The organism is Pseudomonas sp. MM213 (genome assembly GCF_020423045.1).
In the GTDB taxonomy this organism is placed as follows: domain Bacteria; phylum Pseudomonadota; class Gammaproteobacteria; order Pseudomonadales; family Pseudomonadaceae; genus Aquipseudomonas; species Aquipseudomonas migulae.
This window is the reverse complement of record NZ_CP081943.1, coordinates 5,070,479-5,092,934: the sequence shown is the minus strand read 5'-3', so window position 1 is coordinate 5,092,934 and position 22,456 is coordinate 5,070,479. Positions and strand designations below refer to the sequence as shown.

General features: G+C 60.4%; 15 protein-coding genes. 1 reads left to right on the top strand and 14 read right to left on the bottom strand.

Features of this window, described 5'->3' with window-relative positions; all coding sequences use genetic code 11:
- Nucleotides 1-5: 5 nt before the first annotated feature.
- From K5R88_RS23265 to K5R88_RS23205, 13 genes are all read right to left on the bottom strand, one after another.
- A complete protein-coding gene (locus tag K5R88_RS23265) occupies nt 6-578 on the bottom strand; it encodes a type II secretion system protein N (protein WP_226298431.1) in 573 nt (190 codons plus the stop codon).
- Nucleotides 579-655: 77 nt separating this feature from the next.
- On the bottom strand, nt 656-2,122 hold the full coding sequence (gene gbpA / locus K5R88_RS23260; RefSeq protein WP_226298430.1) for an N-acetylglucosamine-binding protein GbpA: 1,467 nt from the start codon (nt 2,120-2,122) through the stop codon (nt 656-658).
- Between the two features lie 291 nt (nt 2,123-2,413).
- Nucleotides 2,414-3,481, bottom strand: coding sequence for a uroporphyrinogen decarboxylase (gene hemE, locus K5R88_RS23255; protein ID WP_008025187.1), 1,068 nt, complete (start codon nt 3,479-3,481; stop codon nt 2,414-2,416).
- Nucleotides 3,482-3,707: 226 nt separating this feature from the next.
- Entirely contained in the window at nt 3,708-5,126 is a 1,419-nt protein-coding gene (locus tag K5R88_RS23250; protein ID WP_192226859.1) for an FAD-dependent oxidoreductase, read from the bottom strand.
- A 33-nt stretch (nt 5,127-5,159) separates the two neighbouring features.
- Nucleotides 5,160-9,605, bottom strand: coding sequence for a glutamate synthase large subunit (gene gltB / locus K5R88_RS23245; protein ID WP_008025189.1), 4,446 nt, complete (start codon nt 9,603-9,605; stop codon nt 5,160-5,162).
- 350 nt (nt 9,606-9,955) lie between these two features.
- Nucleotides 9,956-11,569: an AAA family ATPase gene (locus tag K5R88_RS23240; protein WP_226298429.1), complete on the bottom strand. Its 1,614-nt coding sequence runs from the start codon at nt 11,567-11,569 to the stop codon at nt 9,956-9,958.
- Nucleotides 11,570-11,579: 10 nt separating this feature from the next.
- Nucleotides 11,580-12,680, bottom strand: coding sequence for a 3-dehydroquinate synthase (gene aroB, locus K5R88_RS23235; protein WP_008041853.1), 1,101 nt, complete (start codon nt 12,678-12,680; stop codon nt 11,580-11,582).
- 151 nt (nt 12,681-12,831) lie between these two features.
- The gene (gene aroK / locus K5R88_RS23230) at nt 12,832-13,350 is read right to left on the bottom strand and encodes a shikimate kinase AroK (protein ID WP_032828585.1); all 519 of its coding nucleotides are present in this window, start codon (nt 13,348-13,350) and stop codon (nt 12,832-12,834) included.
- Nucleotides 13,351-13,354: 4 nt separating this feature from the next.
- Nucleotides 13,355-15,439 carry a type IV pilus secretin PilQ gene (gene pilQ, locus K5R88_RS23225; RefSeq protein WP_226298428.1) on the bottom strand — a complete coding sequence of 695 codons (2,085 nt, stop codon included), beginning with the start codon at nt 15,437-15,439 and terminating at the stop codon, nt 13,355-13,357.
- A gap of 13 nt (nt 15,440-15,452) precedes the next feature.
- A complete protein-coding gene (locus K5R88_RS23220; protein WP_226298427.1) occupies nt 15,453-15,980 on the bottom strand; it encodes a pilus assembly protein PilP in 528 nt (175 codons plus the stop codon).
- A complete protein-coding gene (gene pilO, locus K5R88_RS23215) occupies nt 15,977-16,600 on the bottom strand; it encodes a type 4a pilus biogenesis protein PilO (RefSeq protein WP_008041857.1) in 624 nt (207 codons plus the stop codon). The genes K5R88_RS23220 and pilO overlap by 4 nt, the downstream gene beginning before the upstream one ends.
- Nucleotides 16,597-17,163 (bottom strand): PilN domain-containing protein, encoded by a 567-nt coding sequence (locus K5R88_RS23210; protein WP_226298426.1) that lies wholly within the window; start codon nt 17,161-17,163, stop codon nt 16,597-16,599. Before K5R88_RS23210 ends, pilO begins: the two co-directional genes overlap by 4 nt.
- Complete coding sequence (locus K5R88_RS23205) at nt 17,163-18,227, bottom strand: pilus assembly protein PilM (protein ID WP_226298425.1); 1,065 nt, start codon at nt 18,225-18,227, stop codon at nt 17,163-17,165. The genes K5R88_RS23210 and K5R88_RS23205 overlap by 1 nt, the downstream gene beginning before the upstream one ends.
- A gap of 218 nt (nt 18,228-18,445) precedes the next feature.
- Here K5R88_RS23205 and K5R88_RS23200 point away from each other — a divergent pair, with 218 nt between their 5' ends.
- Complete coding sequence (locus K5R88_RS23200; RefSeq protein WP_442963915.1) at nt 18,446-20,881, top strand: penicillin-binding protein 1A; 2,436 nt, start codon at nt 18,446-18,448, stop codon at nt 20,879-20,881.
- 296 nt (nt 20,882-21,177) lie between these two features.
- On the opposite strand, the gene K5R88_RS23195 is transcribed toward K5R88_RS23200, so the two are convergent.
- On the bottom strand, nt 21,178-22,446 hold the full coding sequence (locus K5R88_RS23195) for a malic enzyme-like NAD(P)-binding protein (RefSeq protein ID WP_008025204.1): 1,269 nt from the start codon (nt 22,444-22,446) through the stop codon (nt 21,178-21,180).
- Nucleotides 22,447-22,456 lie beyond the last annotated feature (10 nt).

Below are 22,456 nucleotides of genomic sequence, written 5' to 3'. Positions count from 1 at the left end.
GTTGATCACTCTGACGGCCCGGAAAGCGGGCGTAGAAAATGCGCAGAAGTCGCGGGGGCCGGAGCCTCGGCTTGCGGGTCGAATCGGCGCAAGAGCTGCGTGGCAGACGCCTGCAGCGTCAGCACTTCTTCTCGCCCCTTGTTCCACAACACCGCCCGATCCGCCTCGACGCGACGCAGGACGCTGCCGCCCGGCAACGGATCGCCCACCTGATAAATCCGTGAGCCTTGAGCGTCTGCCAGCAGTGCTCTGGACAACCCTGTGGCGAGGACAAAACTGGCCTGCAGGGTCAGCGGCTCGGCGCTGGCCAACAACGTGGCTCCCGCCGTCAGACCGAGTACCGTCGCCACCGCGGTGGTATCCAGAGGTGCACGGGGCGGTGGCGTCGCTATCGTTGAAACGACAGGCATCGCAGCGACACGGCTTAGACGAAACCCCCACTCTTGCCACACCAGAAAGGCTCCGTACGCGACGGTCACCAGCAGCAGGCAGAGGGTGCAGAGTCGCCTCCAGATGATCACCGCCGCCGATATCCAGTGCAGCCATACACGTTGGGTGGAGTAACCCAAAACCGTCATTTTCAACTCGACTTTTCAACAGGAAGATAAGCCTTCAGGCAATCCTGTTCCGGATCGCCTGAAGTGTTACGAGAGACTTAGATTTTGTCCCACGCCATGTGCCAGTGCGCCCCTACACCGGGCTCAAAGCCGTTGGCCGTCGGGGCGTATTGCTTGCAGTAACCGGACGCGGGGAATGGCTTGCATTCGAAGATTTCATTGGTCTTCGGTTGCAGCACTTTGGTGCCGGCGGTGTACTCGCTGATGCCTTCGGGGAACACGAAGTCGTGCTCGATGCCCGCGCCTTCACCGGTCATGTGGGTGGGCTGGGTGTCCTGGCGAGTGGTGCGGCCATCCAGCGTGGTGCCGACCAGCGTCAGGGTGTGTTTGCCGGGATTGCTGCGAACATCCATGGTCAGCCAGGTCGGACCGCTGTCTACCTGCTTCGCGACGGAACCGACCGGCTTGTTGTTCTCGTCGAACAAGGTCGCTTCGACGTTCATCGCACGGTTCGAGATCATGCTGAACTGGACGTTGGCCAGGCCTTTTTCCAGAACGTATTCGGCTTGCTGGGAGGCCACCGACATGCGCGCGGCGGCGTCTTCCTTCATGTCCAGCTGAACTTCGAATCGGGTTACGCCGCTTTCTTTCTGGGCGTAGAGGGTGTTGTTACCCCGGACTGGTTCGATGCTGCCGTTCTCATTACGAACACCGGCACGGATAAGCGAGTGGGTGCTGTTGATTTTTTCTGCGAGTTTGAACGCCCAGTTATTCGGCGAGCCTTCCTCGGCAGTGTCGATGGAGATCTCGACGTCGTAATTCGGGCTGACACCGTTGGCAGAGAATGCACGGGCCTTGACCTTGTCGCCGATCAGCAATTGGGTCGATGGCGTGATGCCGCCAACGGAAGACCAGCCACCGGGCAACGACGGTTCGCCGAGGATGTTCACATCGACAGCGTTGTAAAACGCCGCGTCGGTATCACCGACGGTCCAGATCCCGAGGATGACGTGCTGGCCGGATTTGTCGTCAGGAATGTTGCAGTTGTGTTTGGCGCCGGACACCGGCAGCTGATGATTCCCCTCGACGACGCAGAACGGGGTGCTTTCGAACGAGGCGCGCTTGAGGGATTCGTTAACGTTCCAGCCGTTGCGAGTGATGAAGTACTCATGCTTGGTGGCCGGGTGAGCCTGGGTGTAGCTCCATTGGAAATCGATATTGCGGTCTTTGATTTCCGTTAATTGCCAACGGGTAGCGGACTGAGCATCCATAGCGGAGAACGATGGATGACCGCCACTCGGAATCTTGCCATCGATCGGCCCTTGCAAAGGCGCACCGCCTGTACCAGCCGGAAAACCTTTGAATGTTTCGCCAACACTTTGAGGCTCGTATTGCGCGGAACCACAGTTGGTGTTCACCCCTTTCTGGCACAGCAGCGCGCGCGATGGCGGCACTTCCATATAGCCGTGGGCCGAAACAGTTTGAGACGCCAACATTGCCGATAACAGGATCATTGAAGAGGAGCATGCGCTTAGCGCTCCTCCCTTGTAGAAGGTCTTTTTCATGAGTGTGTTCCAGACTACTTATCGAAAATTAAGGCGCCATAAGGACGCCGCTGTTCGTAATCTCGTTCGGTGGGTTGCACCGGACGAAGGTCTGAAACCTTACTGAGATGGGCACGAATTCTATGTAGGACAAGTCGCCGTTTAGATGGGGATTACTCTCTCTCTTCACTTGTCTGACAAAGAGGGAAAACATTCTTACAGGATGAAACGGGTTAGGCTGGCACACGGTATTTCAGACAAAAAAAAGCCTGCCCGGCGTTGGCCGGACAGGCTTGATGGAACCCGAGAGAACTACTCGTGATACTGCGCCGACAGCTCATGCACCGCGCGCAGGAACGCACCCGCATGTTCCGGATCGACTTCCGGCGTAATGCCATGACCCAGGTTGAACACGTGGCCGCTACCCTTGCCATAGCTGGCGAGGATCCGTCCGACTTCGGTACGAATGGCTTCCGGTTTGGCGTAGAGCACGGTCGGGTCCATGTTGCCTTGCAAGGCAACTTTGTCGCCAACGCGAGCCCGGGCATTGCCGATATCGCACGTCCAGTCCAGGCCCAGCGCATCAGCACCGGCATCAGCAATGCTTTCCAGCCACAGGCCGCCATTCTTGGTGAACAGGATGACCGGAACCTTGCGGCCTTCGTGTTCGCGGATCAGGCCGCTGACGATTTTGCGCATGTAGGCCAGGGAGAATTCCTGGTACGCCGCCGCCGACAGGTTGCCGCCCCATGTGTCGAAGATCTGCACCGCTTGCGCGCCAGCCATGATCTGGCCGTTGAGGTACGAGGTCACCGACTGCGCCAGCTTGTCCAGCAGCAGGTGCATGGCTTGCGGGTTGTCGTAGAGCATGGCTTTGGTCTTGCGGAAGTCTTTCGACGAGCCGCCTTCGACCATATAGGTGGCCAGGGTCCATGGGCTGCCGGAGAAACCGATCAGCGGTACACGACCGTTCAGTTCGCGGCGGATGGTGCTGACCGCGTCCATCACGTAACCGAGGTCTTTGTGCGGATCAGGAATCGGCAGGGCTTCGATGTCGGCCATCGTGCTGACGACTTTTTTGAAGCGCGGACCTTCACCGGTTTCGAAGTACAGGCCCTGGCCCATGGCGTCCGGGATGGTGAGGATGTCGGAGAACAGGATTGCCGCATCCAGTTGCGGATAGCGGTCGAGCGGTTGCATGGTGACTTCGCAAGCGAACGCCGGGTTCATGCACAGGCTCATGAAGTCGCCGGCCTTGGCACGGCTGGCGCGGTATTCAGGCAAGTAGCGACCGGCCTGACGCATCATCCACACTGGGGTGACGTCTACAGGTTGCTTGAGCAGGGCGCGAAGGAAACGGTCGTTCTTCAGGGCAGTCATGTCGGCATCCGGAAAAAAAGTGCGGGCATTTTCTCAGAGCTCGACGCAAAAGGCACGGATGCAGGTCAGCCTTTTGTCTATCGGGTCAATTTGTCGCGGGTTACATCAACTAAATCTGCGTTGAATTTACCGGCCTCTTCGCGGGCAAGCCTCGCTCCTACAGGGTCATATTGCACCTGTAGGAGCGAGGCTTGCCCGCGAAGGGAGCGACGCCGATCAAGCAGATTTAGACGCCCAGGTAGTCCAGGATCCCTTCAGCCGCATTGCGGCCTTCGAAGATCGCCGTCACCACCAGGTCGGAACCGCGAACCATATCGCCACCGGCGAAGATTTTCGGGTTGCTGGTCTGGTGCTTGAACTGACCTTGTTCAGGCGCAACTACGCGGCCCTGGCTGTCGGTCTGGATGCTGAACTGCTCGAACCACGGCGCCGGGCTTGGACGGAAACCGAAAGCGATGACCACGGCGTCGGCCGGGATGATCTCTTCGGAGCCCGGGATCGGCTCGGGGCTGCGACGGCCACGGGCGTCCGGCTCGCCGAGACGAGTCTCGACCACCTTCACGCCTTCAACCTTGTCTTCACCCACGATGGCGATCGGCTGGCGGTTGTAGAGGAATTTCACGCCTTCTTCCTTGGCGTTCTTCACCTCTTTGCGCGAGCCAGGCATGTTCGCTTCGTCACGACGATACGCACAGGTCACCGACTTGGCGCCCTGGCGGATCGAGGTACGGTTGCAGTCCATCGCCGTGTCGCCGCCGCCCAGTACCACGACCTTCTTGCCTTTCATGTCGACGAAATCTTCCGGCGACTTTTCAAAGCCCAGGTTGCGGTTGACGTTAGCGATCAGGAAGTCCAGCGCGTCATGCACGCCCGGCAGGTCTTCACCGGCAAAGCCGCCCTTCATGTAGGTGTAGGTGCCCATGCCCATGAACACGGCGTCGTATTCTTCGAGCAGTTGCTCGACGGACACATCCTTGCCCACTTCGGTGTTCAGGCGGAACTCGATGCCCATGCCGGTGAAAACTTCGCGGCGATTGCTCAGCACGGTCTTTTCCAGCTTGAACTCCGGGATGCCGAAGGTCAGCAGACCGCCGATTTCCGGGTTCTTGTCGAACACCACCGGGGTCACGCCGCCGCGTACCAGCACGTCGGCACAACCGAGGCCGGCCGGGCCTGCGCCGATGATCGCGACACGTTTGCCGGTCGGCTTGACCTTGGACATGTCCGGGCGCCAGCCCATGGCGAACGCGGTGTCGGTGATGTACTTCTCGACCGAACCGATGGTCACCGCGCCGAAGCCGTCGTTGAGGGTGCAGGCACCCTCGCACAGACGATCCTGCGGGCAAACCCGGCCGCAGACTTCCGGCAGGGTGTTGGTCTGGTGCGACAGCTCGGCGGCCTGGAGGATGTTGCCCTCGGCCACCAGTTTCAGCCAGTTCGGAATGAAGTTGTGCACCGGGCACTTCCATTCGCAATACGGGTTACCGCAACCCAGGCAGCGGTGGGCCTGATCGGCCGAATGCTGGGGTTTGAAGGGTTCGTAGATCTCCACGAACTCTTTCTTGCGTTGACGCAACAGTTTCTTCTTCGGATCTTTGCGCCCGACGTCGATGAACTGGAAGTCGTTATTCAGACGTTCAGCCATTGTTAAAACCTCATCAAACTCTTCAGGCGCATATCACTGCGGGTTGGCACGGGTGCTGGAAAGCAACGTTTTCAAGCTGGCAGCCTTGGGCTTGACCAACCAGAAACGGCGCAGGTAGTCATCGAGGTTTTCCGCGAGTTCACGACCCCACTCGCTGTCGGTTTCCTCGACGTACTCGTTCAGCACGCGTTGCAGGTGGCTACGGTAGGCTTCCATCGCTTCGCCGCTGATCCGCTGGATTTCCACCAGTTCGTGGTTGACCCGGTCAACGAAGGTGTTGTCCTGGTCGAGCACGTAGGCGAAACCGCCGGTCATGCCTGAGCCGAAGTTGTAACCGGTTTTGCCCAGGACGCAGACGAAACCACCGGTCATGTACTCGCAGCAGTGATCGCCAGTGCCTTCCACCACGGTGTGAGCACCGGAGTTACGCACTGCGAAACGCTCGCCCGCAGTGCCGGCAGCGAACAACTTGCCGCCGGTGGCGCCGTACAGGCAGGTGTTGCCGATGATGGCACTGTCCTGAGTCTTGTAGGCGCTGCCCTTCGGCGGAACGATGACCAGTTTGCCACCGGTCATGCCTTTGCCGACGTAGTCGTTGGCGTCGCCTTCCAGGTACATGTTCAAACCGCCGGCGTTCCACACACCGAAGCTCTGACCGGCCGTCCCTTTGAAGCGGAAGGTGATCGGCGCGTTCGCCATGCCTTGGTTGCCGTGCTTGCGCGCGATTTCACCGGAGATCCGCGCGCCGATCGAACGGTCGCAGTTGCAGATATCCAGCGCGAATTCGGCGCCGCTCATGTCGTTGATGGCCGAGGTGGCCATGTCGATCATTTTCTCGGCCAGCAGGCCTTTGTCGAACGGCGGGTTGCGGTCGACCTGGCAGAACTGAGGCTTGTCTGCCGGGATGTGATCGCTGCCCAGCAACGGGGTCAGGTCCAGGTGGTTCTGCTTGGCGGTCTGGCCTTCGAGGACTTCCAGCAGATCGGTGCGACCGATCAGCTCTTCGAGGGAGCGCACGCCCAGCTTGGCCAGCCACTCACGGGTTTCTTCGGCGACGTAGGTGAAGAAATTCACCACCATGTCGACGGTGCCGATGTAGTGATCCTTGCGCAGCTTCTCGTTCTGAGTCGCGACGCCGGTGGCGCAGTTGTTCAGGTGGCAGATACGCAGGTATTTGCAGCCCAGCGCGATCATTGGCGCGGTGCCGAAACCGAAGCTTTCAGCGCCGAGAATGGCCGCCTTGATCACGTCGAGGCCGGTTTTCAGGCCGCCGTCGGTCTGTACCCGGACTTTGCCGCGCAGGTCGTTGCCACGCAGGGTCTGGTGGGTTTCGGCCAGGCCGAGTTCCCACGGAGCGCCCGCGTATTTGATCGAGGTCAGCGGCGATGCGCCGGTGCCGCCGTCGTAACCGGAGATGGTGATCAAGTCCGCGTAGGCCTTGGCCACACCGGCGGCGATGGTACCGACGCCCGCTTCTGCTACCAGTTTCACCGAGACCAGGGCCTTCGGGTTGACTTGTTTCAGGTCGAAAATCAGCTGCGACAAGTCTTCGATCGAGTAGATGTCGTGGTGCGGCGGCGGCGAAATCAGGGTCACGCCCGGCACTGCGTAACGCAGCTTGGCGATCAGACCGTTGACCTTGCCGCCTGGCAGTTGACCGCCTTCGCCGGGCTTGGCGCCCTGGGCAACCTTGATCTGCAGCACCTCAGCGTTGACCAGGTATTCCGGGGTGACACCGAAACGGCCTGTCGCCACTTGCTTGATTTTCGAGCTCTTGATGGTGCCGTAGCGCGCCGGGTCTTCGCCGCCTTCGCCGGAGTTGGAACGCGCACCGAGGCGGTTCATGGCTTCGGCCAGGGCTTCGTGAGCTTCCGGCGACAGTGCGCCAAGCGAAATGCCGGCGGAGTCAAAGCGCTTGAGCACCGATTCCAGCGGTTCGATCTCGCTGATGTCCAGCGGCGTGGCCAGCGTCTTGACGTTGAACAGGTCGCGGATCATCGACACCGGACGGTTGTCCACCAGCGACGTGTATTCCTTGAACTTGCTGTAGTCGCCCTGCTGTACAGCGGCTTGCAGGGTGTTGACCACGTCCGGGTTGTAGGCGTGATATTCGCCACCGTGGACGAACTTCAGCAGGCCGCCTTGCTGGATCGGCTTGCGCGGGCTCCAGGCTTCGGCGGCGAGGGCTTTCTGCTCGGCTTCGATGTCGACGAAACGTGCGCCCTTGATGCGGCTCGGCACGCCACGGAAGCTCAGGTCGCAGACTTCCTCGGACAGGCCGATGGCTTCGAACAATTGAGCGCCGCGGTAGGAGGCGATGGTCGAGATACCCATCTTCGACAGGATTTTCAGCAGGCCTTTGGTGATGCCTTTGCGGTAGTTCTTGAACACCTCATAGAGGTCGCCCAGGACTTCACCGGTACGGATCAGGTCGCCCAGCACTTCATAAGCCAGGAACGGATAGACCGCCGAGGCGCCGAAGCCGATCAACACCGCAAAGTGGTGCGGGTCGCGTGCGGTGGCGGTTTCCACCAGGATGTTGGAGTCGCAACGCAGGCCTTTTTCGGTCAGGCGGTGGTGTACCGCGCCGGTGGCCAGGGAAGCGTGGATCGGCAACTTGCCCGGTGCAATGTGACGGTCGCTCAGGACGATCTGGGTGCGACCGGCGCGAACGGCTTCTTCAGCCTGATCGGCGACGTTGCGCACAGCCGCTTCGAGGCCGACGCTTTCGTCGTAGTTGAGGTCGATGATCGCGCGCTCGAAGCCCGGACGATCGAGGTTCATCAGCGAGCGCCACTTGGCCGGGGAAATGACCGGCGAGCTGAGGATTACGCGCGAGGCGTGTTCCGGCGACTCCTGGAAGATGTTGCGCTCGGCACCAAGGCAGATCTCCAGCGACATGACGATGGCTTCACGCAGCGGGTCGATCGGCGGGTTGGTCACCTGCGCGAACTGCTGGCGGAAATAGTCGTACGGTGTGCGCACGCGCTGGGACAGCACGGCCATCGGCGTATCGTCGCCCATGGAGCCAACGGCTTCGTAGCCTTGCTCACCGAGCGGACGCAGCACCTGGTCGCGCTCTTCGAACGTGACCTGATACATCTTCATGTATTGCTTGAGCTGATCGACATCGTAGAACGCCGAACCGTGGTCGTTGTCTTCCATGGTCGCCTGGATGCGCAGGGCATTCTTGCGCAGCCATTGCTTGTATGGATGACGGGATTTCAGACGGTTGTCGATCGCGTCGGTGTCGAGGATCTGACCGGTCTCGGTGTCCACGGCAAAGATCTGGCCCGGGCCAACGCGGCCCTTGGCGATCACGTCTTCAGGCTGGTAGTTCCAGACACCGATTTCGGACGCCAGGGTGATGAAACCATTCTTGGTGGTGACCCAACGCGCCGGACGCAGACCGTTACGGTCGAGCAGGCACACCGCGTAACGACCGTCGGTCATTACCACGCCGGCCGGGCCGTCCCACGGCTCCATGTGCATCGAGTTGTATTCGTAGAACGCACGCAGGTCCGGGTCCATGGTTTCGACGTTCTGCCACGCAGGCGGAATGATCATCCGCACGCCACGGAACAGGTCGATGCCACCGGTGACCATCAGCTCGAGCATGTTGTCCATGCTGGAGGAGTCGGAACCGACGCGGTTCACCAGCGGGCCGAGTTCTTCCAGATCCATCAGATCGTTGGTGAACTTGGTGCGACGGGCCTGGGCCCAGTTGCGGTTGCCGGTGATGGTGTTGATCTCGCCGTTGTGGGCGAGGAAGCGGAATGGCTGGGCCAGCGGCCATTTCGGCAGGGTGTTGGTGGAAAAGCGCTGGTGGAACACGCAAATCGAGGTTTGCAGGCGCTGATCGCTGAGGTCTGGATAGAAGGCGGTCAAATCCGCCGGCATCATCAGGCCTTTGTAGATGATGGTCTTGTGCGAAAAGCTGCAGATGTAGTGATCGACGTCGGCGGCGTTGGCCACGGACGAGCGACGACGGGCGCTGAACAGCTTGATCGCCATGTCCTGATCGCTCAGGCCTTCACCGCCGATGTAGACCTGCTCGATCTGCGGCAGGCGCTCAAGGGCCAGGCGGCCGAGGACGCTGGTGTCGATCGGCACTTTGCGCCAGCCGACCAGGGTCAGGCCTTCGGCCAGGATCTCGCGGTTCATGTTCTCGCGAGCGGCTTCGGCTTTGACCGGGTCCTGGTTGAAGAAGACCATGCCCACCGCATATTGCTTGGGCAGTTCGACGCCGAAGGTTTCCTGGGCGATGGCTCGCAGGAACACGTCCGGCTTTTGAATCAGCAGACCGCAACCGTCACCGGTCTTGCCGTCGGCGTTGATCCCACCGCGGTGGGTCATGCAGGTCAGGGCCTCGATGGCCGTTTGCAAAAGGGTATGACTGGGCTCGCCCTGCATATGGGCTATCAGGCCGAAACCGCAGTTATCCTTGAATTCATCTGGTTGGTACAGACCTGCTTTCATAGACACTTTCTCACCAGGCTGCCTCTTATCGAGGCAAATTTCTTTTCAATTCAACCACTTACCATCCGCGCCGAACGTACGCCAGCTTTGCGGGGGCAAAAGGGAGGTCATTGTACACACCGACACAGAGGCTCACAAATTTGACGACGAAATGTCGCAAATCTATGTCGCATTTGTGAAAGGTTTAAAGCGATCTGCTGTGCTAGTCAAAACTTTTTTAATTTTGACTGCAACGACTCAAAGACTACTGTGACGCAGACACCACAAGGCACGCGGCCTGTAGAGGCGGCATGCGCTTGTAGAAATTTTGAGGTGCCGGGAGAGGCGGCCTGGGTAAGGCCGCCGAATCTTCAGCGAGTTGTTGCCAGTTCCTGTTGGACGCTGGCGACAGTGCGAGGCCAAGGTTTACCAGCCTGAACCTTCGCTGGCAAGGCCTTGATGGCGGTAACGGCTGCATCGCGGTTGGCGAAGTTACCGTAAGTGATGACGTAAAGCGGCTTGCCGTTGAGGACTTTCTTGAAATAACGGTACTCGCCGCCCTGCTCTTTCACGAAGTTTTGCGCGGTCGCCTCGGAGCTGGTGCCGAGGATCTGCACCACGTAGTTACCCGGAGCCTGACCGGCGTACCAGGTGCCGCCGGCAGCCTTGGCCGCAGCCGCAGGTTTCTCGGCAGGCTTGGCGGTTGCGACGGCCGCAGGCTTGGCTGGCGCAGGCGCTGGTGCCGGCTTCGCTGCAGGCGTAGTCGGAACCGGCTTGGCCGTCGCGACCTGAGTCGGCGCTGGTGCAGGCGCTGGCGTCGGCTTGGCGGCTGGCGTCGGCGCAGGACCGGCCTGGATGCCCGCAGGAGGCGCGATGGTGGTCACGGTCGGCGGTGTAGCGCTGGAACCCTCTACCGGCACGCCATCGTCGCCCTCGGTGATGCCACCGGCGGCTTCAGCCAGCGGGCCACGCATGACCGGCTGCGAGTTGCCGACCAACGGCAATGGCATCGGTTGCGAATTACCGGCGAATTCCACGGCAGGTGCGCCGCCGCTGTTAGGTTGTGGCGTGCCCTGGCCGAGCGGCAGTTGCGCCTGTTCGTTGGCAGGTGCGCCGGTGGTCGGTGCTTTGCTGCGACCCGGCATCAACCAGGCGGCGGCTACCGCGACCACGACGACGGCGGAAATCGCCAATACGTGTTTCTTCGGCATGTTGAACCCCATACTTGGACGCTTGACCGCTGAGCGGCTGGCAATCATGGCTTCGATCATTGCATCGCGGGCAACCTGGTTGATGTTGCCAGGCCAGCCGTCGGAGCTTTCGTGAATATCAGAGATCTGTTCTGCGGTGAAAAGTTCGATACCCCGCCCAGCACCTTCGAGCCGCTGGTCCAGATATTCGCGGGTTTCTTCTTCGGTGTAAGGCTGCAGCTCGATGACGTGGAAGCGCTCTTCTTCAAGGCTCAGCGCCTCAAGTTGAGCGATCAGCGAGGATTCGCCGAACAGGAACACGTGCGGACGGCCTTCCGGCGCACCGGCGGCCAGCTCCATCAAGGCTTCGAGCGCGGACTCGTCGAGCTGCTCGGCGTCGTCCACCAGCAAATAGACTTCCTGACCGGTCAGCGCGAGCTGCACGACCTGAGCCAGAATCGCGCCGGTCTCGGCCTCGGCAACGTTCAGCGCCTGAGCCACCTGACGCAGCACGCCCGCCGCATCACCGGCGCCACGGGCGGAAACCACCACGCTTTGAACGGACTGTTTATTGGTGCTGGCCACCAGAGCCTGACGCAACAGGGTCTTGCCACTGCCTTGCGGGCCGGTGACCACCAGCAGCAACTGGCTGTAACGGGCCAGGTGGTGCAGCTGACCCAGCACAGGTTTGCGCTGGGCCGGGAAGAATTTGAAGCCAGGCACCCGTGGAGCAAAAGGGTCATGACTCAACTGGTAATGGCCGAGGAAAGCCTCGTCGGCGTGCAAACTAGTCATCGGGATCTTATTAACCTTTAAGCTGAGCCAGGGCGCGGTAATCCGCTCCCAGCGTGGCCTGTAGAACCTCTTTCGGATAATCGTCGGTCACCACTGCTTCGCCCATGTGGCGCAGCAGCACCAGGCGCAAACGACCGTCGATCACTTTCTTGTCAATTGCCATGTGTTCGAGAAAATCGGCTTCAGTCATCTCTTCAGGCGGGATGACCGGCAGGCCGGCACGCTGGAACAGGCGAATGCCGCGATCACGCTCTTGCTCACTGATCCAGCCCAGACGCGTGGACATTTCCAACGCCATTACCGTACCGGCAGCGACCGCTTCACCATGCAGCCAGACACCATAGCCCATGTGGGTTTCGATGGCGTGGCCGAACGTGTGGCCCAGGTTCAACGTGGCGCGAACACCGGTTTCCTTTTCATCGGCGCCGACCACCGCCGCCTTCGCCGCGCAGGAGCGCTCGATGGCATAGGTCAGGGCGACCTGGTCCAGAGCGCGCAGGCGATCGACGTTTTCTTCGAGCCAGGTCAGGAAGGGCTCGTCGCAGATCAAGCCGTATTTGATGACTTCAGCAAGCCCGGCGGACAACTCGCGGGCCGGCAGGGTATTGAGGGAGGCGGTATCGATCAGCACCACGTTCGGCTGATAGAACGCGCCGACCATGTTTTTGCCCAGCGGATGATTGATCCCGGTCTTGCCGCCCACCGAGGAATCGACTTGCGACAACAGAGTGGTTGGAACCTGGATGAAATCGACGCCACGCTGGTAACAGGCGGCGGCAAACCCGGCCATGTCGCCAATCACGCCGCCACCGAGGGCGATCACGGTCGTGCGACGGTCGTGTCGTGCGGTCAGCAAGCCGTCGAAAATCAGTTGCAGGGTTTCCCAGGTCTTGAAGGCTTCGCCGTCGGGCAGCACCACGGAAATCACCGAATACTGTGCAAGGCTGCGGGTCAGACGTTCAAGATAGAGCGGCGCAACGGTTTCGTTGGAGATGATCGCCACTTGCCGTCCGCGAATATGCGGGGCCAGCAGCTCAGGCTGATCCAACAAACCTTCGCCAATATGAATCGGGTAGCTACGCTCGCCTAGATCGACCTTGAGTGTCTGCATGTGTCCCCACAGTGAAGATGAAATCAGGCATCCCGCCTTGAGTTATCGAGTATCCAGGGCATCTGATGGTGTGACGCCGTTCGGTAGCCATCCGCCACAACCTTGAGCGGTCGTGGCAGGACGCCGAGGATAGCGCATTTCGCGCTGCGCTTTAACGGGGAGGCAGCTGCTGCAAGCGCTCGAGAATATCGAGCACCACCATACGCGGCGGCCGCTCATCCGTTTCAACCACCAGGTCGGCGATTTCCCGATAAAGCGGGTCGCGCAACTCCAGCAGATCCCGAAGGGTCTTGGCCGGGTCGGCAGTACGCAACAGTGGCCGATTGCGGTCGCGGGCAGTGCGGCCGACCTGCTGCTCCACGGAAGCGTGCAGATAAACCACCCGACCACCGGCACGCAGCGCCCGACGATTGGCTTCGCGCATGACTGCACCGCCACCGGTCGCCAGCACCACGCCGTCGCAATCGCACAGCTCGGCAATCATCGCCTGCTCGCGGTCACGAAAGCCCGGTTCGCCTTCCTTATCGAAGATCCATGGGATATTGGCGCCCGTGCGCAATTCAATTTCCTTATCGGAATCTTTGAATGGCAGGCGCAGCTCTTTGGCCAGCAACCGGCCGATGGTGCTTTTTCCAGCCCCCATCGGTCCAACAAGAATCAAATTTCGCACAGAATCAATGACTCACAGCAATCGCCTGGTTGTTCATGATACGCGGAGTGAGAAATACCAGCAGCTCGGATTTTTTCTCCGAAACCACGTCACGCCGGAAAAGGCGGCCAAGATACGGCACATCGCCGAGAAATGGCACCTTATCTACAACCTTGCTCTGAGTATTTGAGAAAACGCCACCGATTACGATGGTCTCGCCGTCATTGACCAGGACCTTGGCGTTGACCTCGTTTTTCTTGATCGGCGGTACATCCTGGACCTTGTTCAGGTAGTCCGGTTCGTCCTTGGTGACCTTGACCTCCATGATGATCCGGTTGTCCGGGGTGATCTGCGGCGTCACTTCCAGCGACAGCGAGGCCTCTTTGAAGGACACCGATGTGGCGCCGCTGGAGCTGGCTTCCTGGTACGGGATCTCGGTGCCCTTGAGGATTTTTGCGGTTTCCTTGTCGGACGTGACCACTTTGGGCTGTGAGACGATTTCGCCGTTGCCGGTCTTCTCCATGGCGGTCAGTTCAAGATCCAGCAGCACATTGTCGGTGATGAAGGCGATGCCGAGCCCCGAGGTATTGGCGGCGGCGCCCATATCGACGAACGGCGAGTTGGTACTGGTGCTGCCAGGCGTGCCGATGGTCGACGAAGCATCGGCGCCGTTGCTGACCCCGGACGTGTTCCAGTTGCCCTTGTTCTGCAACGAACCACCCCAGCGCACGCCGAGGCTTTTGTCATAGTCGACGTTGGCTTCGACGATTCGCGCCTCGATCATCACCTGACGCACCGGGATGTCCAGTTGCGCGACGATCCGGCGAAGCTCGTCGAGGCGATCCTGGGTCTGATAGGCAATGATGTTGTTGGTCCGGTCATCGACAGTGATCGAACCCCGCTCATCCACTTTTGCCTCGGCACTGGTCACCGACGTGAACAGCTTGGCGATATCCGCCGCCTTGGCGTAATTGACCTGCAGCAGCTCACGACGCAATGGCGCCAGATCGGCAATCTGCTTCTGCGACTCCAGCTCCTGACGTTCGCGCGCGGCAATCTCGTCGGCCGGCGCCACCAGCAACACGTTGCCGATCTTGCGCTTGTCCAGCCCCTTGGTTTTCAGCACCAGGTCCAGCGCCTGATCCCATGGCACGTTTTGCAGACGCAAGGTGATGCCGCCCTGCACCGTGTCGCTGGCCACCAGATTGAGGTTGGTGAAATCGGCGATCAGTTGCAGCACCGAGCGCACGTCAATGTCCTGGAAGTTCAGCGAGAGCTTTTCACCGGTGTACGCAAAACGTTCGGCGTTGCGCTTTTGCAGGTCATCGACGGTCATCGGGCGAATGCTGACGGTGAGCTTATTGTCGGTCTGGTAGGTCGAGTAATCGAAGGCGCCGCTGGGCTCGATGCTGATGATCGCCCGGTCACCGGTGGCGCTGGCGTTGACGAACTGCACCGGCGTGGCGAAATCCTTGACGTCCAGGCGCACTCGCAGAGGTTCCGGTAATTGGGTTCTGGCAAAATTAAGGACAATCCTGCCATCGCGCTCCTGAATGTCCGGGGCGATGGAAGGGTCCGACAGGTCGATGACCACGTTGCCTTCGCCTTGGGTTCCACGCTGGAAATCCACGCCGCGAATGGCCTTGCTCGCCGGCGCATAAGCCTTGGCCGGCGCCGCAGTTGCCGTGGCGACCCGCGAAGGCCTGGCGGCAGGCGCGGCAGCGTTACTGCCTCCCCGCCCGACCACAACGAACAGGTTGTTGCCTTCGACCCGTGCGGTGTACGGGGTCAATTGAGTCAGGTTGATGATCAGCCGCGTGCGGTCCTTGGCTTCCACCACCGTGGCGCTGCGGGCGTTGCCGCCGCCAAGATCACGGGTCTTGCTCGCCAACTGACTGACCACGCCAGGCAGATCCAGCGCAATCCGCGCAGGCTGCTCCGTCGTGTAACCGTGGGGCGCCGGCGGCGCGCCATCGAATGACAACTTCAACTCGACGCGGTCTCCCGGCAGCGCGGCAACATCCAGCGCCTTGAGGTTGGCCGCTTGTACCATCGGCGACAGCAACGCTATCCATAGCGAAATACCGAAGGTTGCGAAAATCCTGTTCATTATTCGAGTTCCACTATGAGTGCTCTTTCAAAGGGATAGTCCGTGGCCGCTCCAGCCAGGCGCCTTCGCCGTCAGGAACGATTTCGACCACATCGACTTGCGAGCCGCTGATGGCGACGATCCGGCCATCGTTGCGCCCCAGGTAATCGCCGACTTTCAGCCGATGCACACCGCCCGCCCCGCGCAACAGCGCAAAGGAGCCCGCCGCATTGGAGATCGTGCCGACCATTTCAAACTGCTCGATGTTGAAACCTTCGAGGTACTGCTTGACCCGGCCGGGGTCTGGTTTGACATTGCGCGCGCCATGCTTCTGGCCGGCCAGATCAACTCTGAGCTGCCGGGAAAACGGGCTTCGCAAGTTAGCCGCGCTGTAGGTGAACGTTGGGTAAGACCGGAATGTCGGCGTTGGTTCAATCCTGCCCGGCGCACGCAGACGCATTTCGTTCATATAAGCGTCGAGATCACTGAAGTCATTGCTGCCATCACAACCGGCCAGGGCGGCCAACATCCCGATCATCGGAAAAATACGAACCGGGCTCATTTTTGCAGCCCCTTGTCGTTGTAGCGGTAAGTCTTGGCGAGGATGCTCATGCGCAATTTAGCGCCGCCTTCGGGGTTGGCCGGGGCAAGGTCGAAATCATGCAGGGTGACGATCCGTGGCAGCCCCGCCACGCCACTGACGAACGTGGCGAGGTCATGATAGGCACCAGTGACGGTGATCTGGATCGGCAGTTCGATGTAGAAAGGCTGGGTCACCTCTGGCAGCAGTTTGATCTCTTCAAACTCCAGCCCGCTTCCGAGGCCCGTACGGGTGATGTCCTCCAGCAGACCGGGCACTTCGGTGTCACTGGGCAATTGCCGCAGGAGCACGCCGAAGGAGTTCTCCATTTCCTTCATCTGCTGGGTGTACAGCTCAAGATTCGCCGCCATGTGGGCCTTGGTGGCGAATTGCTCCTTGAGGGTCGACTCTTCCTCGCGCTTGAGTTCAAGCTGGCTCTCAAGGTCACTGATGGAAAAGCTGTAGCCCAGCGCCAACACCAGAATCATCAATAGAAGACCCGCCAGCGCCTTGATGGCGGGCGGCCAGGACCCCATGTTGTTGGTGTCCAGATCGTTGATGTCGATCTTGCGCAGCCCTTCGATCCATTCGGCCGGCCTCATTGAACGGCCTCCACGGCAGCAGGCTGGGTCTGGCGCACGGTCAACTGAAAGACGTTGGCCTGATCCAGTTGGCCTGCGGTGGTCGCCTTGACCTCTGTTAGGGTGGGCGCATCGAACCAGTCCGATGCATCCAGATTGCGCATCAAGTCGGAAACACGGTTATTGGATTCTGCCGCGCCGGTGATGGACAGGGTTTTACCTTCCATTTTCACCTCGGTGAAATAGACCCCGTCCGGCAGGGTGCGCGCCAACTGATCGAAGATCCGCCCGCTGATCGGACGATTGCCCTGCAGGTCCTGGATGATGCGCATGCGTTCGACCAGTTGCTGACGCCGCGCCTTGAGGTCGCTGATCTGTTTGATCCGCTCGTCGACCACCGCAATCTGTTTACCGATGTAATCGTTTCGGGCGACCTGTCGGTCGATGGCGCCGTTGATGGCCCGATCCACGACCAGCACCACTGCCACAGCGCCCACCAGCACGCCGACCAGCGCCAGCAAAAAGCGTTTGCGACGTGCGTCCCGCAGCTCTTCGCGCCAAGGTAAAAGGTTGATCCGCGCCATCAGTCGAAGCTCCTGAGGGCTAACCCGCAGGCGATCATCAGCGCCGGCGCGTCGCTGGCCAGGGCACCGGCGTTGACCTTGCTGCCCAGGGTCATGTCGGAGAATGGATTGGCCACTTGCGTCGAAGTGCCCAGACGCTCCTCGATCAATCGGTCCAGCCCCGGAACCGAAGCGGTGCCGCCAGCCAACAGGATATGGTCGACCGAGTTGTACTGGCCGGAAGCGAAGAAAAACTGCAACGAACGCGACACTTGCTGCACCAGTGCATCACGGAAGGGCTGCAACACTTCGCTGACGTAATCGTCCGGCAAACCGCCCTGCTTCTTCGCCAGCCCCGCTTGCTCAACGGTCAGGCCATAACGCCGCTGGATTTCTTCCGTCAGTTGACGACCGCCGAACAACTGTTCGCGGGTGTAGATGATTTTCCCGTTGCGCAGCACGCTCAGGGTGGTCATGGTCGCGCCGATGTCGACCACGGCGACCGTCAGATCCTCGCGAGACGCCGCCAGATGCCCGGTCAGCAGGCCGAATGAGCGCTCCAGCGCGTAAGCCTCGACATCGACCACGCGCGCCGTCAGGCCGGCCAGTGCGAGCGCCGCTTCACGGACTTCGACGTTTTCCTTGCGACAGGCTGCCAGCAGCACACTGACCCGTTCCGGGTTGCGTGCCGATACGCCCTGTACTTCAAAGTCGATGGCGACTTCGTCCAGTGGATAAGGGATGTATTGATCGGCCTCGATCTTCAGCTGGTTTTCCAGCTCGTCGTCGGAAAGACCTGCATCCATTTCGATGGTTTTGGTGATGACGGCAGAACCGGCCACGGCAACGGCCACATTCTTGAGGCTGGTTCTGGCCTTGAGCAGCACGCGTGAAAGGGCCTGACCCACGCCTTCGAGCTCGGCGATATTTTTCTCGACCACCGCGTTGGCGGGTAGCGGTTCTACCGCATAAGCCTCGACCCGATAGCGGTCGCCCTGGCGGCTAAGCTCAAGCAGCTTCACCGACGTGGAGCTGATGTCGATCCCCAAAAGCGTATTGGCTTTTTTATTGAAGAGTCCTAGCACTACCAATTCCCTATGACTATCCGTGTCTTACGGACTCTGTAATGTCCGTTGCGTTCAAACCACCCGTCTTGACAGCAGCGCAAATGACGCTCTCGACGTAAAAATGCTTATAATGCCCAGCGTTTTTTTCCGGTTTTTACTGCAAGCGCGGGTCGTTCCCTGTTTATCTGAACCCTGCTGCCTAATTCATTCTTTGCCCTGGATATCCCAAAGCCTTGATTCGTCTGCTGAAATTCTTCGGTTGGTCCATCGTCGCCGTTTTCTGCGGACTGCTCCTTGGTCTGAGTGGCGCGTTTCTTTACCTTAGTCCGGGATTGCCTTCTGTGGAGGCACTGCGAAGCATCCAGTTGCAGATTCCATTGCGCGTCTACAGCAGCGACAACAAGTTGATCGCAGAGTTTGGCGAAATGCGCCGTACACCGATCCGTTTCGCCGACATTCCCCCCAATTTCATTAATGCGTTACTAAGTGCTGAAGACGACAATTTCGCCAACCACTACGGCGTCGATCCCAGCAGCCTGATGCGTGCCGCTACCCAATTGGTAAAAAGCGGACACATCCAGTCCGGCGGCAGCACCATCACCATGCAGGTGGCGAAGAACTTCTTCCTGACCAGCGAGCGCAGCTTCTCGCGCAAGACCACTGAAATCCTCCTGGCCCTGCAGATCGAACGGCAGCTGACCAAGGACGAGATCCTCGAGCTGTACGTCAACAAGATCTACCTGGGCAACCGCGCCTACGGCATCGAGGCCGCGGCGCAGGTTTACTACGGCAAGTCGATTCGTGACGTCAGCCTGGCGCAGATGGCGATGATCGCCGGCCTGCCGAAAGCCCCGTCGCGCTTCAACCCGCTGGCCAACCCGGCTCGCAGCAAGGAACGTCGCGACTGGATCCTTGGCCGCATGTACAAGCTCGGCAAGATCACCGAAAGCGATTACACCGCCGCGATCAACGAGCCGCTGAACGCCAGCTATCACGTGCCGACCCCGGAAGTGAACGCGCCGTACATTGCTGAAATGGCCCGCGCCGAAATGGTCGGCCGCTACGGCAGCGATGCCTACACCGAGGGTTTCCGCGTCACGACCACCGTGCCGAGCAACCTGCAGGAAATGGCCAACACGGCCGTCCACGAAGGCCTGATGACCTACGATCAGCGTCACGGCTATCGCGGTCCCGAGTCGCGCCTGCCGGGCAAGACCCGCGAGGCCTGGATCTCGGAGCTGACCAAGCAGCGCACCATCAGCGGCCTTGAGCCGGCCATCGTCACGCAGGTCGAGAAGAACGGCCTGCAAGTGCTGACCCGTACCGGCGACGAACACATCGGCTGGGACAGCATGAAATGGGCGCGGCCGTTCCTGAACACCAACAGCATGGGCGCCAATCCGAAGCAGCCCACGGATGTGGCTCAGGTCGGTGATCTGATTCGCGTGCAGCGTCAGCCGGACAATTCGCTGAAATTCAGCCAGATCCCGCAAGCTCAGGGCGCATTGGTTTCCCTTGATCCACAGAACGGCGCGATTCGCTCGCTGGTCGGCGGTTTCGCCTTCGAACAGAGCAACTACAACCGTGCCCTGCAGGCCAAGCGTCAGCCGGGCTCAAGCTTCAAACCGTTCGTGTACAGCGCCGCGCTGGATAACGGCTACACCGCCGCCAGCCTGGTGAACGACGCACCGATCGTGTTCGTCGACGAATACCTGGACAAGGTCTGGCGTCCGAAGAACGACACCAACACTTTCCTCGGCCCGATCCGTCTGCGTGAAGGGCTGTACAAGTCGCGCAACCTGGTGTCGATCCGCCTGGTGCAGGCGCTGGGCGTCGATCGCACCATCGACTACATCAGCAAGTTCGGCTTCAACAAGCAGGACCTGCCGCGCAACCTGTCGCTGGCCCTGGGCACCGCGACCCTGACGCCAATGGAAATCGCCACCGGCTGGAGCACGTTCGCCAACGGCGGCTTCAAGATCACCCCGTACATCATCGACAAGATCGAAAGCCGCAATGGCGACACGTTGTTCGTCGCCAATCCGCCAAGCGTGCCGAAAGGCGATGTGGCCACCGACGGCATCGCCGCGCCGACCGCCGAGGCCTTTACGGTCAACGCGACGCCGGGCGAAGCTCCAGGTCTGCCAACACCTCAGGCGCCGGCCGTGGCCGAACGCATTGTCGATGGTCGCACCACTTACATCCTCAACAGCATGCTCGAGGACGTGATCAAACTCGGCACCGGCCGTCGCGCACTGGCCTTGGGGCGCCCCGACATTGCAGGCAAAACCGGTACGACCAACGAATCGAAGGATGCCTGGTTCTCGGGCTATAACGCCGATTACGTGACCACCGTCTGGACCGGTTTCGACCAGCCGGAAAGCCTGGGCAAACGCGAGTTCGGCGGCACCGTCGCCCTGCCGATCTGGATGAACTACATGGGCGCCGCGCTCAAAGACAAGCCGCCGCACACGCAACCGGAGCCGGAAGGCATCCTCAGCCTGCGGGTTGACCCGGTCAGCGGCCGGGCAGCCACCCCAGGCACGCCTGGAGCGTACTTCGAGCTGTTCAAGGCCGAAGATACGCCACCGTCGGTGAATGAGCTGGGCAACGGCAATGCGCCGGGCAGCCCGCTGCCAGCGGATGAAGCGGCACCGATCGATTTGTTCTGATCGCAGCACCACCCGAAAAGCCCCGCCTTCGAGAGAAGTGCGGGGCTTTTTATTGCCTGCGATTTATGGGTTGTATTACCCGGCCTCTTCGCGGGCAAGTCGGATCGCCGCACCGCTCGCTCCTACAGGTTTTGTGTTGTACGCAGTATTCGCGACCGGCACAAAACCCGTAGGAGCGAGCGGTGCGGCGATCCGACTTGCCCGCGAAGAGGCCCGCACAGACAACACACAAACCACAGACAATAAAAAACCCCGGCTCACAAGAGCCGGGGCTTCGGTTGAAGCGTTACAACGGCTTAGCCGTTGAACACATCATCCACGCTTTTCAGCGGGTAGTTCTTCGGATACGGCAGGGTTGCCACGCCGGTCTCGATTGCAGCCTTGGCCACGGCATCGGAGATCAGGGTGATCAGACGCTTGTCCATTGGCTTCGGAATGATGTACTCACGACCGAATTCCAGCTTGATGCCGCCGTAGGCGTCGCACACTTCCTGAGGAACCGGCAGTTTGGCCAGTTCACGCAGGGCGTTGGCTGCTGCCACTTTCATTTCTTCGTTGATGCGCTTGGCGCGAACGTCCAGGGCACCACGGAAGATGAACGGGAAGCCCAGTACGTTGTTGACCTGGTTCGGGTAGTCCGAACGGCCGGTCGCCATGATCACGTCGTTACGGGTGGCGTGTGCCAGTTCCGGGGAGATTTCCGGATCCGGGTTCGAGCACGCGAACACGATCGGGTTGGCCGCCATGGACAGCAGGCCTTCAGCGCTCAGCAGGTTCGGACCGGACAGGCCAACGAACACGTCTGCGCCTTGCAGGGCGTCAGCCAGGGTGCGCTTGTCGGTCGCGTGAGCGAAGACAGCCTTGTACTGGTTCAGGTCGTCACGGCCGGAGTGGATCACGCCGGTACGGTCAACCATGTAGATGTTTTCGATGTTGGCGCCCATGCTCACCAGCAATTTCATGCAGGAGATGGCGGCCGCACCGGCACCCAGGCAGACGATCTTGGCGTCGGCGAGGGTTTTGCCAGCGATTTCCAGGGCGTTGATCATGCCGGCGGCAGTCACGATTGCGGTGCCGTGCTGGTCATCGTGGAATACCGGGATGTCGCACTGCTCGATCAGAGCGCGCTCGATCTCAAAGCACTCAGGTGCCTTGATGTCTTCCAGGTTGATGCCACCGAAGGTGATGGAGATGCGCTTGACGGTGTCGATGAAGGCTTGCGGGCTTTCGGAGTCGACTTCGATGTCGAAAACGTCGATGCCGGCGAAGCGCTTGAACAGCACGCCTTTACCTTCCATCACTGGCTTGGAAGCCAATGGGCCGAGGTTACCCAGGCCCAGAATCGCGGTGCCATCGGAAATGACTGCAACCAGGTTGCCTTTACCGGTGTATTTGTAGGCCAGTTCAGGATCGCGGGCGATTTCGCGTACTGGTTCGGCTACGCCGGGGCTGTAGGCCAGCGACAGGTCGCGGGCGGTAGCGGTGGCCTTGGTGAGCTCGACACTCAGCTTACCTGGACGAGGATGGGCGTGATATTCGAGAGCGGCAGTTTTCAGATCAGACATGGGGGCATTC

Bases quoted from the DNA above. Each gene is read 5' to 3' on its own strand.
- K5R88_RS23265 (WP_226298431.1), bottom strand. From the start codon at position 578: ATGACGGTTTTGGGTTACTCCACCCAACGTGTATGGCTGCACTGGATA.
- gbpA (WP_226298430.1), bottom strand. From the start codon at position 2,122: ATGAAAAAGACCTTCTACAAGGGAGGAGCGCTAAGCGCATGCTCCTCT.
- hemE (WP_008025187.1), bottom strand. From the start codon at position 3,481: ATGACTGCCCTGAAGAACGACCGTTTCCTTCGCGCCCTGCTCAAGCAA.
- K5R88_RS23250 (WP_192226859.1), bottom strand. From the start codon at position 5,126: ATGGCTGAACGTCTGAATAACGACTTCCAGTTCATCGACGTCGGGCGC.
- gltB (WP_008025189.1), bottom strand. From the start codon at position 9,605: ATGAAAGCAGGTCTGTACCAACCAGATGAATTCAAGGATAACTGCGGT.
- K5R88_RS23240 (WP_226298429.1), bottom strand. From the start codon at position 11,569: ATGACTAGTTTGCACGCCGACGAGGCTTTCCTCGGCCATTACCAGTTG.
- aroB (WP_008041853.1), bottom strand. From the start codon at position 12,680: ATGCAGACACTCAAGGTCGATCTAGGCGAGCGTAGCTACCCGATTCAT.
- pilQ (WP_226298428.1), bottom strand. From the start codon at position 15,439: ATGAACAGGATTTTCGCAACCTTCGGTATTTCGCTATGGATAGCGTTG.
- K5R88_RS23220 (WP_226298427.1), bottom strand. From the start codon at position 15,980: ATGAGCCCGGTTCGTATTTTTCCGATGATCGGGATGTTGGCCGCCCTG.
- pilO (WP_008041857.1), bottom strand. From the start codon at position 16,600: ATGAGGCCGGCCGAATGGATCGAAGGGCTGCGCAAGATCGACATCAAC.
- K5R88_RS23210 (WP_226298426.1), bottom strand. From the start codon at position 17,163: ATGGCGCGGATCAACCTTTTACCTTGGCGCGAAGAGCTGCGGGACGCA.
- K5R88_RS23195 (WP_008025204.1), bottom strand. From the start codon at position 22,446: ATGTCTGATCTGAAAACTGCCGCTCTCGAATATCACGCCCATCCTCGT.